Annotated in this window: 15 protein-coding genes; 7 read left to right on the top strand and 8 right to left on the bottom strand. The window is 62.2% G+C overall.

The features are described from left to right. Positions 1 to 384 precede the first annotated feature (384 nt). Positions 385 to 624 carry a hypothetical protein gene (locus LDZ28_RS18970; RefSeq protein ID WP_244828611.1) on the bottom strand — a complete coding sequence of 80 codons (240 nt, stop codon included), beginning with the start codon at positions 622 to 624 and terminating at the stop codon, positions 385 to 387. A gap of 388 nt (positions 625 to 1,012) precedes the next feature. Here LDZ28_RS18970 and LDZ28_RS18975 point away from each other — a divergent pair, with 388 nt between their 5' ends. Further along, positions 1,013 to 1,276, top strand: a complete 264-nt coding sequence (locus LDZ28_RS18975; protein ID WP_244828613.1) for a DUF4148 domain-containing protein — start codon at positions 1,013 to 1,015, stop codon at positions 1,274 to 1,276. 36 nt (positions 1,277 to 1,312) lie between these two features. On the opposite strand, the gene LDZ28_RS18980 is transcribed toward LDZ28_RS18975, so the two are convergent. Genes LDZ28_RS18980 through LDZ28_RS18990 form a run of 3 tightly spaced genes read right to left on the bottom strand, consistent with a single transcriptional unit; the run spans position 1,313 to position 4,013 of the window. Then, on the bottom strand, positions 1,313 to 2,488 hold the full coding sequence (locus LDZ28_RS18980) for an acyl-CoA dehydrogenase family protein (protein ID WP_244828615.1): 1,176 nt from the start codon (positions 2,486 to 2,488) through the stop codon (positions 1,313 to 1,315). Between the two features lie 59 nt (positions 2,489 to 2,547). After that, positions 2,548 to 2,988, bottom strand: coding sequence for a nucleotide pyrophosphohydrolase (locus LDZ28_RS18985; RefSeq protein WP_244829719.1), 441 nt, complete (start codon positions 2,986 to 2,988; stop codon positions 2,548 to 2,550). 44 nt (positions 2,989 to 3,032) lie between these two features. Further along, positions 3,033 to 4,013, bottom strand: coding sequence for a 2-dehydropantoate 2-reductase (locus LDZ28_RS18990; protein ID WP_244828617.1), 981 nt, complete (start codon positions 4,011 to 4,013; stop codon positions 3,033 to 3,035). Positions 4,014 to 4,274: 261 nt separating this feature from the next. Here LDZ28_RS18990 and LDZ28_RS18995 point away from each other — a divergent pair, with 261 nt between their 5' ends. From LDZ28_RS18995 to LDZ28_RS19015, 5 genes are all read left to right on the top strand, one after another. Beyond that, the gene (locus tag LDZ28_RS18995; protein ID WP_244828619.1) at positions 4,275 to 4,709 is read left to right on the top strand and encodes an Hsp20/alpha crystallin family protein; all 435 of its coding nucleotides are present in this window, start codon (positions 4,275 to 4,277) and stop codon (positions 4,707 to 4,709) included. A gap of 17 nt (positions 4,710 to 4,726) precedes the next feature. Continuing rightward, complete coding sequence (locus LDZ28_RS19000) at positions 4,727 to 5,131, top strand: Hsp20/alpha crystallin family protein (RefSeq protein ID WP_244829720.1); 405 nt, start codon at positions 4,727 to 4,729, stop codon at positions 5,129 to 5,131. A 120-nt stretch (positions 5,132 to 5,251) separates the two neighbouring features. Further along, positions 5,252 to 6,031, top strand: coding sequence for an ABC transporter substrate-binding protein (locus LDZ28_RS19005; RefSeq protein ID WP_244828621.1), 780 nt, complete (start codon positions 5,252 to 5,254; stop codon positions 6,029 to 6,031). 10 nt (positions 6,032 to 6,041) lie between these two features. Further along, the gene (locus tag LDZ28_RS19010) at positions 6,042 to 6,809 is read left to right on the top strand and encodes a class I SAM-dependent methyltransferase (RefSeq protein WP_244828623.1); all 768 of its coding nucleotides are present in this window, start codon (positions 6,042 to 6,044) and stop codon (positions 6,807 to 6,809) included. Between the two features lie 112 nt (positions 6,810 to 6,921). After that, positions 6,922 to 7,320 (top strand): hypothetical protein, encoded by a 399-nt coding sequence (locus tag LDZ28_RS19015; protein ID WP_244828624.1) that lies wholly within the window; start codon positions 6,922 to 6,924, stop codon positions 7,318 to 7,320. A 17-nt stretch (positions 7,321 to 7,337) separates the two neighbouring features. Here LDZ28_RS19015 and LDZ28_RS19020 read toward each other — a convergent pair whose 3' ends face one another. After that, positions 7,338 to 8,747: a PLP-dependent aminotransferase family protein gene (locus LDZ28_RS19020; protein WP_244828626.1), complete on the bottom strand. Its 1,410-nt coding sequence runs from the start codon at positions 8,745 to 8,747 to the stop codon at positions 7,338 to 7,340. Between the two features lie 163 nt (positions 8,748 to 8,910). Between LDZ28_RS19020 and LDZ28_RS19025 the strand changes: the two genes are divergently transcribed. Beyond that, complete coding sequence (locus LDZ28_RS19025) at positions 8,911 to 10,239, top strand: aspartate aminotransferase family protein (RefSeq protein ID WP_244828628.1); 1,329 nt, start codon at positions 8,911 to 8,913, stop codon at positions 10,237 to 10,239. 42 nt (positions 10,240 to 10,281) lie between these two features. On the opposite strand, the gene LDZ28_RS19030 is transcribed toward LDZ28_RS19025, so the two are convergent. The 3 genes from LDZ28_RS19030 to LDZ28_RS19040 are packed head-to-tail and all read right to left on the bottom strand — an operon-like array spanning position 10,282 to position 13,775. Then, complete coding sequence (locus LDZ28_RS19030; RefSeq protein WP_244828636.1) at positions 10,282 to 10,731, bottom strand: PaaI family thioesterase; 450 nt, start codon at positions 10,729 to 10,731, stop codon at positions 10,282 to 10,284. After that, positions 10,728 to 12,188, bottom strand: a complete 1,461-nt coding sequence (locus LDZ28_RS19035; protein WP_244828641.1) for an efflux transporter outer membrane subunit — start codon at positions 12,186 to 12,188, stop codon at positions 10,728 to 10,730. The genes LDZ28_RS19030 and LDZ28_RS19035 overlap by 4 nt, the downstream gene beginning before the upstream one ends. 12 nt (positions 12,189 to 12,200) lie before the next feature. After that, positions 12,201 to 13,775, bottom strand: coding sequence for a DHA2 family efflux MFS transporter permease subunit (locus tag LDZ28_RS19040; RefSeq protein ID WP_244828642.1), 1,575 nt, complete (start codon positions 13,773 to 13,775; stop codon positions 12,201 to 12,203). Positions 13,776 to 13,777: the final 2 nt, after the last annotated feature.

The following is a 13,777-nucleotide window of genomic DNA, read 5'->3' on the forward strand; positions in this document are numbered from 1 at the left end:
TCGATGCGATAAATCGCATCGCGGTAACTATCTCGCGTCGCGTCCGAAAGGCTCGGGCTGGGCTGAAACCGTTGATGCTCGTCGTGGTTCATGTAGGTAATCCGCGAATCGGCGGCTGAGAAAGCATGCGCTGAAGACGCACGTTGCATCTCGAACTTTACCGCGCTCGACTTAGCGGATCGATGAAACGCAGACTACCGCACGGCGAAGCGAATTCATGCAAGGCATCGCGAAGCGGAGTGCATCGAGAGAGAGAAGCAGAGAGACATCGACCCATGCGATTCGTGTCGATAACGACGCGCAGCGTGTCACGCATAACGCAGCCGAAAATAAAACGCAGAGAAGCTAGAAGACAGAGAAGCAACGAGGCCCGGCGATCGTCCGTTATGTGCAGCCCTGCTGCCGCTCACCGCGGCTGAAGATTTGACGCGAACGCCAGTCGTCGGAGCGAAGCACTTGCTCGCCGTCTTCGCGCGCTTCCTCTTCCGTATCGAAACCTTCGTCGCTATAAGCGGCGATTTTCATGCCGACACCCGCGGCACGTTCGACGGTGATGGCCCAATGCCAGCCGCCTTCCTGATAAAAAACATGCAGCGTCGGCAGAGACGATAAGGTCAAGTCCATGTTTGCGGCTCCTTCAAGCTGACGTTCGTAAGGCTAACCTGCCTCCTCGACGAACGCCCTCGAAAACGGGCGCTTTGTTATTGCGTCGATGTCTGTTGATATTCTTGAGCGGCTGTGAGCCGCCCCGCTCAGAACAGCATACGCAATGGGATGCTGCATTGCAACACGGGGTTTCCCGAGGCGTGGTACCGATCCGACGAGGCCGATCATTGCGGAACCTTTTACACGAGATAGACGGAAGATCGACAATGAAGCACCCGTATTGACTCAATGCTATCGCACCAAAAACACCTCTATTCGATGCGGATAAGTGGCGCTTCTAACGTGTCCGCCGTGTGTCCGTCGCCTAGAATGGAATAACCGCTCGACGCGATGCGAGGTGATCGCCATGGCATCTAAATTTCGTCTTTCCCATCTGATACTTTTTGCGACCGTCGCCTCATGTGCCGCGAGCGCGCTCGCCCAGCCGGTCACGCCGATCGGCGACCCTTCCGCGCCGAAGACACGCGCTCAGGTCAAGCAGGAGTTTCTCGCCTGGCGCGCGGCCGGCTACGATCCCAACGACTGGCTGAACTATCCCGACAATGCCATGCGCGCGGGACAGATCGTCTCCCAGCAACGGCAAGCGCAACGCGCGACCGGTGCGAACTAGGTCGCGTTTCTGCTGCCTGAGCACGGTCCTCGCGCGTTACTCCGCGCGCGGCCGCTGACCGCGCAAGATACGCCGCGCGATGCTCCAGCGATGCACTTCGGACGGACCGTCGTAAATGCGAAATGCGCGCATGTCGCTGAAAATGCGCGCGACGACCGTTTCGTGCGTGACGCCTTGTCCGCCGAGCACTTGCACCGAACGATCCACGACGCGCCATAACGCCTCGGACGACACCACTTTCGCGACGCTCGATTCGTGTTTGCCGAGCACGCCCTGGTCGAGCACCCACGCGCAATGCCAGATGGCGAGGCGCGTGATGTGCAGATCCATTTCGTTATCGGCGAGCATGAAGCCGACGCCCTCGTGTTCGCCGAGCGACTTGCCGAACGCCTGACGCTGACGCGCATACGCCGTGGCGACATCGTGCGCACGCCGGGCCGCGCCGAGCCAGCGCATGCAATGCGTGAGACGCGCGGGCGACAGGCGCACCTGCGCATATCGGAACCCCTCGCCCGCTTCGCCAAGGACGTTTTGCGCGGGCACGCGCAAGCCTTCGAAACGCACCACGCCGTGGCCGCCGGGAAAGCATGTATCGAGCGAATCCATTGCGCGCTCGATCACGATGCCGGGGCTCGTCATATCGGCGAGGAACATGGTCGCGGGGCCGTCCTCGAAACGCGCCATGATGATCGCGACCGCCGCGCCATGTGCGCCCGTGATGAACCACTTGCCGCCGTCGATCACGTAGCCGTCGCCATCGCGCACGGCAAGCGTTTGCAGCATGGAAGGATCGGCGCCCGCGCCCGGCGGCGGTTCGGTCATGCAAAAGCACGAACGAATCTCGCCTGCGGCGAGCGGACGCAGCCAGCGCTCCTTCTGCTCGGGCGTCGCGACGGCTTCGAGCAAATGCATGTTGCCTTCGTCCGGTGCGGCGATATTGAGCGCGACCGGACCGAGCGGCGAATAACCCGCTTCCTCGAAAAGGATCGCCTTGGCGACATGATTGAGCCCAAGGCCGCCGAATTCCGGCGATACGTGACTCGACAGAAGTCCCGCACGACGGCCCTTGGCGATCAGTTCCGCGCGCAGCGACTCGTCCGGGCCATGCGGCGTGCAGCGCGCATCGCTCTCCAGCGGCACGATCTCTTCGGCGATGAAGGCACGCACGCGCGCCTGCAATTCAGTCAACTCGGGCGTGAGGGAGAAGTCCATCGGCAAATCCTTTGAAGGCGGTGATCCACAAGCTTAACCGCGCCCGAAACGGCGCGTCATCAGGCTTTGTACCCGGCCGCTTTGTTTTCATCCGCTTTGTTTTTATCCGCTTTGTTATCTGCGGCTTTGTACTCGGAGTATTTGCGGGCATCGCCGCGAACCATGTCCGCCGGATACTTCGCGCGATTCAACGCCATCTTCTCGATGAGCGCGCGATGCAGATCCACGTCGAGCGAATCGGCGAGCATCACGAGATACGCGAGCACGTCGGCCATTTCGTGGCGAATCGCCACGAGCTTCGTCTCGTCCAGCTCGCTCTTGTCGCCGCTGGCCAGCCATGTGAACGGTTCGAGCAATTCGCTCGCTTCGACTGAAAGCGCGCTCGCCAGATTCTTCGGCGAGTGAAAGCGGCTCCAGTCCCGCTCGCGCACGAACTCGCGCAGCATGTCGCGCATTTCCGTGAGTTCGCTTCGGCCTTCTGGCGCGTTGTGCTGATCCATCGCCATCCTTTGACGTGTCGTCATGCCGTTATGCCGTTGTGTCGTTATGCGGGATAAAGGCCCAGCGTGCGCGCATGCACACGCGCGAGGCCGAGCAAGGCGTCGGTGAAAGGCGTGGCGACGCCGGTCATGGCGCCCAGTTCGCGTACCGACGCCACGAGCGCATCCAGTTCGACCGCCTTGCGCGCTTCCACGTCTTGCAGCATGGAGGTTTTCATTGCACCGAGCTTGAGTGTCACGGCATGGCGATCCGCTGGATTCTGCTCGATCGGAATGCCGAAGCGCGCGCCGATTTGCTTCGCTTCCAGCATGATGTTCGTGACGAAGCCGCGCACGAGATCGTCGCTCAGGATGCGGTCGGTGGTCGCGCCGGTGATCGCGCTGATCGGGTTCATCGTCATGTTGCCCCAGAGCTTGAACCACACGTCACGCTGAATCTGCGGCGAGAGCGTCGCGTCGAAACCGGCCTTCGTGAAGAGCGAAACGAGCGCTTCGGCACGCGTGCCCGACTGCCCCGCCGCCTCGCCGAGAATGAGACCCTTGCCTTGATGATGCCGGATCACGCCCGGCGCTTCAACCAAGCAACTCGCGTGGACCACGCAACCCACCGTTTGCGCGGCCGGAATGGCGGCGGCGATGGCGCCGTGCGGATCGATCGAACTCAGCCGCTTGCCCGCGAACTCGGCGCCCAGGCCTTCGCAGAACCACCACGGCACGCCGTTCATCGCGCTCAGAACCGTGGTCTTTTCGCTCAAAAGCGGCGCGATCTGCACGGCCACGGCTTCCATCGCGGGCGCTTTCACCGCCACCACGACGAGATCCTGCGCACCGAGTTCTTCGGGCGATGCGCTTGCCGCGACCTTCACGGCATGCGTCGCATCTTTCTCGACGAGTTGCAGACCGTGCGCGCGAATGGCGTTTAGTGTCGCGCCGCGTGCGACTACGCTGACATCGCAACCCGCCTGCGCGAGCTTCACGCCGATCCAGCCGCCGATCGCGCCTGCGCCATAAATGCACACCTTCATGTCTCGTCTCCTCGTCTGAACTGTCGGACTTCATTGTAAGAGCTTGGCGCATGCCGAAACGGTTCAATCTAGGCGCGCCGACGCTCATTTCAAGAGCACGAAAGCGAATAAATATTCCCGCCCAAAATACGCTTTTCGATATTGAAACGATAGCCGTCGCACCTACCTTGCATGCAGAGGCAGCGAACCAGCGCGCTGTCATGGTGACATATCTCAACTTCCTGCTGCCGGCTTGACGGCCGTAACATCGGAGACCGAATCATGAGTGACTTTTATTTTGGCGGCGACTTCCTGAGCGATCTGAACCGCGTGCAACGGCAGATGTCTTCGCTTCTCGGCAATCTGCCTTCCAGCATTCGTGCCAGCCGCGCGGATGCGTTTCCCTCGCTGAACGTCGGCAGCACCGACGAAGCCATCGAAGTCGTGGCATTCGTGCCGGGCGTCGAGCCGGCATCGCTCGACGTGACGGTCGACAAAGGCCTGCTCACCATCAGCGGCGAACGGCGCGCCGAAGCATTGACCGAAAGCTCGCGCACCTACGCGAGGGAACGCTTCACGGGCGCGTTTCGCCGCGTGATCGAACTGCCGCAAAACGCGGATGCCGACAAGGTCGAAGCGCGTTATGAAAACGGCACCTTGTTTATCGTCATCGGCAAGCGCGAGGCATCCAAGCCGCGCGCCATCACCATTCAGTAAGGCACAGGGAGAACATGATGAACGACACCACGCAAATCACCGAGCGTCAGGCAAACGAAGTTGCACGCAAGAAGGAAGACACCGTGCGCCGCACGACGGTCACGCCTGCGGTCGATATCGTCGAGGATAGTCAGGGCATCACGCTGTGGGCCGACCTGCCCGGCGTGCCCCGCGAGAAACTCGATGTGAAAGTGCATGACTCGCGTCTCACCATCGAAGCCGAGGCAATCGTCCCTGTCACGGCGTCGCTGCGTGTGCATCACGCCGAATTGCGCGTGCCGCGCTTTGCACGCGCATTCACGATAAGCGACGACTTCGACACCGCGAAGATCGATGCCAACCTGCAGAACGGCGTGCTGAAGCTGACCATTCCGCGTCGTGAAGAAGCGCGTCCGCGTCGCGTGGAAGTGCGCGCGAGTTGAGCGCTTCAATGTCTCAGCAATAACGAACGGCCGCTATCACGCGGCCGTTTTTTCGTCTGCACGAGCCTCTATAATCCCAGGGCGGTCACAAGCAATCAAACTCAAACAAGGGACTTAATCGTGAAGAGGCTGTTGACGGTGTTGCTGGGCTCCATGCTGACTGTAGCCGTCAGCGCGCATGCGAAAGACTGGTCGACCATTCGCTTCGGCACGGACGCGAGCTATCCGCCGTTCGAATCGAAAGCGCCCGATGGAACGCTCGTCGGCTTCGATATCGATGTCGGCAACGAACTCTGCCGGCGGCTCGAAGCAAAATGCGTGTGGGTCGAAAACGCCTTCGACGGCATGATTCCCGGCCTCAAGTCGCGCAAGTTCGACGGCGTGCTCTCCACCATGTCGATGACGCCCGCGCGCGTCAAGCAGATCGCCTTCTCCAGCAAGCTCTTCCACGTTCCCACGCGTCTCGTCTCGAAGCGCGATGCGAAGATCCAGCCTACGGCCGAATCGCTCGCGGGCAAGTCCGTGGGCGTCGAACAAGGGTCGATGCAAGAGACATACGCAAAAGCGCATTGGGGCGCGAAGGGCGTGACCATCGTGTCGTATGCGGATCAGGATCAGGTCTATGCGGATCTGCTCGCGGGCCGGCTCGACGCGTCGCTGCAAAACGCGGTGCAAGCGGAACGCGGCTTTCTCGATACCCCGCGCGGCAAGCCCTACGCATTCGCAGGCGGCGCGCTCGAAGACCCCGCGATCTTCGGACCGGGCACGGCTATCGGCTTGCGTCGCGAAGACACCGACTTGAAGGAGAAGCTCGATGGCGCCATCGCCGCGATGATCAAAGACGGCACGTACAAGCGCATCGAGCAAAAGTATTTCGATTTCGATATCTATGGCGAATGAAGGAGCTGCCATGACCAACGTTCATCAGGCCGCAAGCGTCGGCTATACGGCGAACGCGGATAGCTACGTGCGCGGACGGCCCGACTATCCGCCCGAACTCGCGGGCTGGCTCGCCGAGACGCTCGGCTTGCGGCCGGGCGCGAGCGTCGTCGATCTGGGCGCGGGCACGGGCAAGTTCACGCCGCGCCTCGTTGCAACCGGCGCGCGCGTGATTGCCGTCGAACCCGTCGCTTCGATGCGCGCGAAGCTCGCCGCCGCCCAGCCGAGTGTGGAAGTGCTCGAAGGCGCCGCGCAAGCCATTCCGCTTGACGATGCATCGGTGGATGCCGTCGTGTGCGCACAGTCGTTCCACTGGTTTGCGAACGGCGAAGCGTTGAGCGAGATTCATCGCGTGTTGAAGCCGGGCGGAAAGCTCGGCCTCGTCTGGAATCTGCGCGACTTTCGTGTGCCGTGGGTGGCAAAGCTCGACGCCATCGTGAACCGCTACGAGGGCGATGCGCCGCGCTTTTATACAGGCGAATGGCGCCACGCGTTTCCGCATAAAGGTTTCGACGCGCTCGCCGAAACCCATTTTTCGATCGGACACACCGGTTCCCCCGACGATGTGATCGTGCATCGCGTGCGCTCGACCAGTTTTATCGCGGCGTTGCCGGAAGCGGAACGCGTGCTCATCGACGATGAAGTACGCGCGTTGATCGAAGCCGAACCGGAGTTGCGCGGCAAGGATGTCGTCACCGTGCCCTACACGACTGCGGCCTTCGTTGCGGTCAGGAAATGACGCGTGCACGAAGACGGGGCGCGTAGTTTGAAGCGCGCGTTGTCCTTTTTGCACGCGGGCGAATGCGCCTGGAAACGCGCTCGACCATCCGACGTGCTTTGCGCATCTCGGCATGGTGCTTGCATTGCTCTCGCTCACCCAGCCGGCTAATGTCGAGGACACCATGCATCAGGCGATCGAACCGCATGAATTGACCAAGATCGATCTTGCACGTTTTCAGGTCGTGCAGGTTTCCGATGGCACGCACACCGTCGTGCTGTGGGAGGCGCCCGAGCCCGCCACCAATCGTCTCAAGCATATCGACGCTTGCACGCTCACCATTCGTCTGTGCGATCCGCTCAATCCCGTACGCAGAAAAGACGTGTGTGAGCGGCTACAGGCGCATCTGGCCGCGTCGCGCGAGACACGGCATGGTCTGCGCAATCCTTCCGACGTAAGCGCAGCGGTGACGCCGCCACGCAACGCGAACATCGCGAGGCAGCGCACGCATGAGTCCAGCGGAAGTGCTTGAGGCTGCATCGCGGTTGCTTACGTAATCGCGCCCTCCAGGAACGACCACAGCGAATCGTCCATCGAATACGGGACGTTGAAGCGGAACGACGCGCTCTCGGCGTCGCCCGGGCGAAAGTACGAGCCAGGCGCGAGCCAGATTCCATGCGATAACGCGCGCGTTGCGATGTCGCCTGCATCGGCGGGATCGATCGGCAATTCGCCCCATACGAACAGCCCCGCGCGCGGCCGGCGGAACAGCGCTATGCCGAGCGCGTCCATGCGCTCCTCCACGAGCGCGTGCGCGTCCTTCAGTTTTTCCACGACGAATTCGACATGCCGCGCGTAGCGGCCTTCGGTCAACACTTTCTCGACGATTCGTTCAGTCGTCTCCGACGATGTCAGTCCCACCGCCATCTTCGTGCGCGCCAGTTCGCGCAGCACTTCGCGCTCGGCGACGACATAACCGCATCGCAACGAAGGCGTGATGGTCTTCGCGAAACCGCCGACATACAGCACGCGATGCAACCCTTCCATCGCCGCGAGCAAGGGCGCGCCGGGCGGCGCAAGTTCACGATTGACATCGTCCTCGACGACCCACATGCCGTGGCGCTCCGCAATCTGCATCAGACGAAACGCCGACGCCATGCTGAACGTCGCGCCCGTCGGGTTCTGCAGAGTCGTATTGAGAAAAACCGCTTTCGGCCGATGCTCGATTGCAATCCGCTCGAACGCTTCCGTATCGATGCCCGCCACGGTGCGCGGCACGCCATGCACGTCGAGACCCGCGAGCCGCAGAATCTGCAGCAGATTGCAGTAGCCGGGATCTTCGACGACGACCGCGTCGCCCGGGCGCAGCAGCGTGCGCACGATAAGATCGAGCGCCTGCGTGGCGCCGGCCGTCAACAGTACGTTCGACGCGGCATCGACGGGCAGGCCGTGCCGGTCGAGCTGCTCCGCAATGCGTTCGCGCAGAGGCGCAAATCCATAAGGCCGCCCGTAATCGGCAATGCGCGCCGCCGGCACGCGGCTCACCGCGCGCAACGCGTGCTGCAAACCGCTTTCGTTGACCCATTCGTTGGGCAGCCAGCCGCAGCCGGATTTAATCGGCACGGAATGATCGGCGAAGACATCCGAGAGCAGCCAGGTCGCCGTGAGACTAGGCGGCTGCCATTCGACGGCCCGCACGCGCTCGCTTTTCTGGCGCACCGCCACGCGATACCCCGAACCGCGCCGCGCGATGACAAGACCCATCGACACGAGCCTGCCATACGCTTCGGTCACCGTGAACGTGCTGAGCGCGTGCGACTCGGCCAGCCGGCGCACCGAGGGCAAAAGCGCGCCCGCGCGCAGCGTCTCGGCCTCGATAGCGCCCGAAAAAGCCTGCACGAGTTGTTCGACGAGCGTCGGCGCATGACGCGAGCCGCGTTCGAGCCTGAGTTCTATCATGTATATGGATAGTCGAAACACGCGGGACTCGATGAATATGCGCCGCGCTCGCCACTACAGTTTGCATCATTTTGCCAGCACAGTTGGCAATGCAGTGAACCAACTGTCTATGCCTCGCCATTTTGTCGAGGAATAGAGTGACCGTTCCTTGAGGAGACTTGATATGAATGCCCGCCCCGTCATCGAAGACCTTTCGTCGTTCTGGATGCCCTTTACCGCCAACCGTCAGTTCAAGGCCGCACCGCGCCTGCTCGAAAGCGCGAAAGGCATGTACTACCGCTCGACGGACGGCCGCGAAATTCTCGATGGATGCGCGGGCCTTTGGTGCGTGAACGCAGGCCATTGCCGCGACGAGATCGTCGAAGCGGTGCAGAAGGCGCTCTCGACGCTCGACTTCGCGCCGACCTTCCAGATGGGCCATCCGCTTGCCTTCGAGGCGGCCACCAAGGTCGCGGGCCTGATGCCCGAAGGACTGGATCGCATCTTCTTCACGAACTCCGGTTCCGAATCCGTCGATACGGCGTTGAAGATCGCGATTGCCTACCATCGCGCGCGCGGCGAAGGTCAGCGCACGCGTCTCATCGGCCGCGAGCGCGGTTATCACGGCGTCGGCTTCGGCGGCATCTCGGTGGGCGGCATCGCGCCGAATCGCAAAACCTTCTCGGGCGCGCTGTTGCCGTCGATCGATCACTTGCCGCATACCCACGACCTCGCGCACAACGCGTTTTCCAAGGGTCAGCCCGCGTGGGGCGAGCATCTTGCGGAAGAACTGGAGCGTATCGTCGCGCTGCACGATGCATCGACGATTGCCGCGGTCATCGTCGAGCCGCTCGCGGGTTCGACTGGCGTTCTGGTGCCGCCGAAGGGCTACTTGCAGAAGCTGCGCGAAATCTGCACGAAGCACGGCATTCTTCTGATCTTCGACGAAGTCATCACCGGCTTCGGGCGTCTGGGCAAGGCCACGGCGAGCGAGTATTTCGGTGTGACGCCGGACCTCATCACCATGGCGAAAGCCATCAACAACGCCACCATTCCCATGGGCGCGGTCGCGGCGCATCGCAAGGTGCACGACGCAATCGTCGATGCAGGCGCGGCGAACGCGATCGAACTGTTCCACGGCTATACGTATTCGGCACACCCTGTCGCAACCGCGGCGGCTGTCGCGACACTCGATCTGTACGCGCGTGACAAGTTGTTCGAGCGCGCGGCGTCGAAGGCGGAGAAGTTCGAAAGCGCCGTGCACGCGTTGCGCGATGCGCCGTATGTGAAGGACATCCGCAATCTCGGACTCGTCGCGGGCGTGGAGTTGGAATCGCGTGAAAACGCGCCGGGTGCGCGTGCGTATGAAGTGTTCGTGAAGTGCTTCGAGGCAGGCGTGCTCGTGCGCTACACCGGCGATATCCTCGCGTTCTCGCCGCCGCTGATCGTCGAGGACGATCAGATCGATCATATCTTCGGCACGGTGCGCAAGGTGTTGCAGAGCGTGAAGTAAGCGCCATTGCCCGGCATCCCGATTCGAGGATGCCGGGCCTTCTCACCGCTCGATGACCAGCAGCGTCGATGTCGCCGAAGCCAACAACCTTCCGCTCGCGTCCTTGAGTGTCGCTTCGGCAAACGCCGCGCGCCGCCCCATCGTCAGCACGCGTCCTTCGGCGCGCACCACACCGGAATCGCGCGTCACGGCCTTGTGATAGGCCACTTTCAACTCGAGCGTCGTATAGGCCTGTGTCGCGGTCAGACACGAATGCACCGCGCATCCACATGCCGAATCGAGCAAGGTGGCCGCATAGCCCCCATGCACCGTGCCGATCGGGTTATACGCATGATCGCCCGGTATGCCTTCGAACACGGCCCTGCCCGCTTCCACTTCCACGAAGTCGAGCCTGAGCGACTCGAATATGCCGGGCTTGCGGCCGCTAGCGATCAGCCGGCGCAATTGAGCGAGGCCGTCGAGGCCGGGTGCGGTTTCGTCGATCAAGCTCATTTCGTGTTCTCCTTGAGACTCGCTGTCTTGATGGGATCGTCATCGTTAGTCACGCTCCAGCCGCCGCCGAGCGACCGATACAGCGCCACCGCCGCGAGCGCGTGCTCGCGCTTCGCCTGGTTCAGCGCATCGGCGTCGCGCAGATAGGACTGTTGGGCATCGAGCACATCCAGAAAGCTTGCCGCGCCTCCCTTGTAGAGCTGCGTCGAAAGCGTGAGCGACTGTCCCGATGCACCGAGCGCGTCGGTCAATCTCGCGCTCTGCTCGGTCGAGCTGACGAGGTCGCTGCGCGTATCTTCCACGTCCTTGAGCGCTTCGAGCAGGGTCTGCCGCAAATGCAGTTCCGACTCACGCATCCTGCTCTCGTTCTGTTCGATCTCGGCCGTGATACGCCCCGCGTTGAAGATCGGACTCGTGGCGTTGAGCGCGGCCGAAAACAGGTTGTCGGTGAGCGTCGGCAAGCCGAGATAAGACGATGCAAGCAAGCCATCCGACAAGCGCAGCGAGAACTTCGGATAGCGCTCCGCGCGCGCGACGCCCACTTCCGCCGCGCGTTGCTGAAGCGTCGCGTAGGCCACCAGCACATCGGGTCGACGCAGCAGCGCTTCGGAAGGCAGCAATTGCGGCGCGCCATCGGCAGGGACGGGAATTACGGGCGATGCGCCGGGATTGGCGAGCATCAGTTGGTCGATGGACTCCGGCGTGCGGCCCGAATACACGGCAATAAGGCTCAACTGATGCTGAATGGTCGACTGCGTGCGCGGCATGCGCGATTGCAGATCACTGAGCTGATTCTGCGCGCGCGCCACGTCGAGTTTCGTCGACAAGCCGAATTGCAGGCGGCGTTGCGTGAGCTTCAGCGCGCGTTCGCGGATCGCCTCGTTGTCTTGCAGAATCTTGAGTTCGGCCTGCGCCCAACGTAAATCGACGTAAGCAGCGGCCGTATCGGCAGCGAGTGCAAGACGCAGTTGATCCGACGCGTGTTCGCGGCCGACCAGTTGCGCCTGCGCCGCCAGCAATTCGAGCCGCTCGCCGCCGAACACATCCGGCGTCCAGCTCAGTGCGAGACCGACGCCCGCCTGACGCACATAGCCAAGCGGCGGCGGCGTGTTCTGGCGCGTATCGGACGCCGTGGCGTTCGCGTCGAGTTGCGGCAGCAAGGCAGCGCGGCGTTGCGTGGTGAGCGCCTCGGCCTGCTTCACGCGCTCCACTGCGGCCTGGAGGTCGAGATTGCCGTTCAGCACCGACGCGACGAGTTCATGCATCACCGGGTCGTTGAACTGATTCCACCATGCCGCTGGATCGGCGGTATTGGCGGGCACGTCCACGTTCCAATCGACAGGAGCCGTCGTCTGAACCGTCGCCGGAAGATCGGCGTGCGTCGCGGGTTGCACGGCGCAAGCACTCAACGCGCTGAACGCGCTCAAGGCCAGTAATTCGATGAGGAGCTTCTTCATGGTCGTATTCACTCAATGCGCATCGGACGAAGGCGGCGCGCTTGCAATCGGCTTCGAAAAAATCACGCTGACGATACCGACGAGAAAGCACAGCGCGAGCAGATAGAAGCAGTCGGCGAAAGTCAGAACGAGTGCTTCGCGAAACACGAGCGCATGCAGCGAAGCGAGCCCGGCTTGCGATGCATCGAGCGCATCGCCGGCGGCGGCGGCAAGATGCGCGGAACTGCGCGAGAGCATCTGCTCGATGACAGGCCGGCCAACGGTCACGCTCTCGCTCAGCCGCAGATAGTGCAGATTCAGCCTGTCGTTGAGCATGGTCGCACTCACTGCAATGCCGATCGCGCCGCCCAGATTACGCATCAGATTGAACAGTCCGCTCGCCGATTTGAGCCGCGACTGTGGCAACGACCCGAGCGCCATCGTCACGATGGGCGGCACCGCGAACTGTTGCCCGATGCCGCGCAACGCCTGCGGTAGAAGCAGTTCCTGCCAGCCCCAGTCATGCGTGAGCGGCGTATAGAGAAAGCATCCCGCGCCGAAGCAGATGAGCCCGAAAACCAGCAAGATGCGCATGTCGAAGAAGCGCGTGGCGAACGCGTAAGCCCCGAGCGCGATCAACTGAAAGCAGCCGACGGAAAGCAGCGCGAGACCCGTCTGCAACGAGTCGAAGCCGCGCACGCGGCTCAGGAACACGGGCGTCAGAAACACTGACACGAAGATGCCGATGCCCGTCACGAACGAGAGCAGACTGCCGATTGCGAAGTTGCGAACCGCGAGCGCGCGCAGATCGACGATCGGTTCTTTCGCGGTGAACGCATGCACGAGGAACAGGAAACCGCAGATCGCCGAAATCCAGGTGCAGGCCACGATTACGTTGTCGCCGAACCAGTTCTTGCGCGGCCCTTCTTCGAGCACGTATTCCAGACAGCCGAGGAAGCCGGACATCAGCGCGATGCCGACGTAATCGCCCTTCTTGAGCAGCGAAAGATCGGGTGAATCGATATGCACGTATTTCGGCACCAGCACCGCGACCACGATTCCCGGCACGACGTTCAGATAGAAGAGCCAGTGCCATGACCATTGATCGGTGATCCACCCGCCGATCACCGGTCCGATTGCAGGCGCGAGCGAGGCCAGCGCGCCGATAGTTGTCGATGCAATCAGTCGCTGTTTGCCGGGGAACAGCACGAAGGCGGTCGTGAACACGGTCGGGATCATCGCGGCGCCGAGCGCGCCCTGCATGCCGCGAAAGAGGATCATCGAATTGATGTCCCACGCCATGCCGCACAACATGCTCGTGATGGTGAAGCCCACCGCGGATGCCACGAACAGCCAGCGCGTGGAGAACACTTTCGAGAGCCAGCCCGACATCGGAATGACGAGAATCTCCGCGATCAGATACGACGTCTGCACCCACGAAAGCTCGTCCTGACTCGCCGATAAACCGCCGCCGATATCCTTGAGCGATGACGCGACTATCTGAATATCGAGCGTCGCCATGAAAAAGCCGAGGCACATCAGCGCGAACGCGAGCACGCGCTGACGCGTGGGCTGACTTGCCGGGTCCAAGGGAGCGGTCTGTGTCATCG

Source organism: Caballeronia sp. TF1N1, assembly GCF_022878925.1.
Taxonomy (GTDB): domain Bacteria; phylum Pseudomonadota; class Gammaproteobacteria; order Burkholderiales; family Burkholderiaceae; genus Caballeronia.

What these genes read in the sequence shown, in the direction of transcription:
- LDZ28_RS19010 (WP_244828623.1), top strand. Translation starts at nt 6,042, where the DNA reads ATGACCAACGTTCATCAGGCCGCAAGCGTCGGCTATACGGCGAACGCG.
- LDZ28_RS19040 (WP_244828642.1), bottom strand. Translation starts at nt 13,775, where the DNA reads ATGACACAGACCGCTCCCTTGGACCCGGCAAGTCAGCCCACGCGTCAG.
- LDZ28_RS18995 (WP_244828619.1), top strand. Translation starts at nt 4,275, where the DNA reads ATGAGTGACTTTTATTTTGGCGGCGACTTCCTGAGCGATCTGAACCGC.
- LDZ28_RS18970 (WP_244828611.1), bottom strand. Translation starts at nt 624, where the DNA reads ATGGACTTGACCTTATCGTCTCTGCCGACGCTGCATGTTTTTTATCAG.
- LDZ28_RS18985 (WP_244829719.1), bottom strand. Translation starts at nt 2,988, where the DNA reads ATGGATCAGCACAACGCGCCAGAAGGCCGAAGCGAACTCACGGAAATG.
- LDZ28_RS19020 (WP_244828626.1), bottom strand. Translation starts at nt 8,747, where the DNA reads ATGATAGAACTCAGGCTCGAACGCGGCTCGCGTCATGCGCCGACGCTC.
- LDZ28_RS18980 (WP_244828615.1), bottom strand. Translation starts at nt 2,488, where the DNA reads ATGGACTTCTCCCTCACGCCCGAGTTGACTGAATTGCAGGCGCGCGTG.
- LDZ28_RS19000 (WP_244829720.1), top strand. Translation starts at nt 4,727, where the DNA reads ATGAACGACACCACGCAAATCACCGAGCGTCAGGCAAACGAAGTTGCA.
- LDZ28_RS19030 (WP_244828636.1), bottom strand. Translation starts at nt 10,731, where the DNA reads ATGAGCTTGATCGACGAAACCGCACCCGGCCTCGACGGCCTCGCTCAA.
- LDZ28_RS18975 (WP_244828613.1), top strand. Translation starts at nt 1,013, where the DNA reads ATGGCATCTAAATTTCGTCTTTCCCATCTGATACTTTTTGCGACCGTC.
- LDZ28_RS19025 (WP_244828628.1), top strand. Translation starts at nt 8,911, where the DNA reads ATGAATGCCCGCCCCGTCATCGAAGACCTTTCGTCGTTCTGGATGCCC.
- LDZ28_RS18990 (WP_244828617.1), bottom strand. Translation starts at nt 4,013, where the DNA reads ATGAAGGTGTGCATTTATGGCGCAGGCGCGATCGGCGGCTGGATCGGC.
- LDZ28_RS19015 (WP_244828624.1), top strand. Translation starts at nt 6,922, where the DNA reads ATGGTGCTTGCATTGCTCTCGCTCACCCAGCCGGCTAATGTCGAGGAC.
- LDZ28_RS19035 (WP_244828641.1), bottom strand. Translation starts at nt 12,188, where the DNA reads ATGAAGAAGCTCCTCATCGAATTACTGGCCTTGAGCGCGTTCAGCGCG.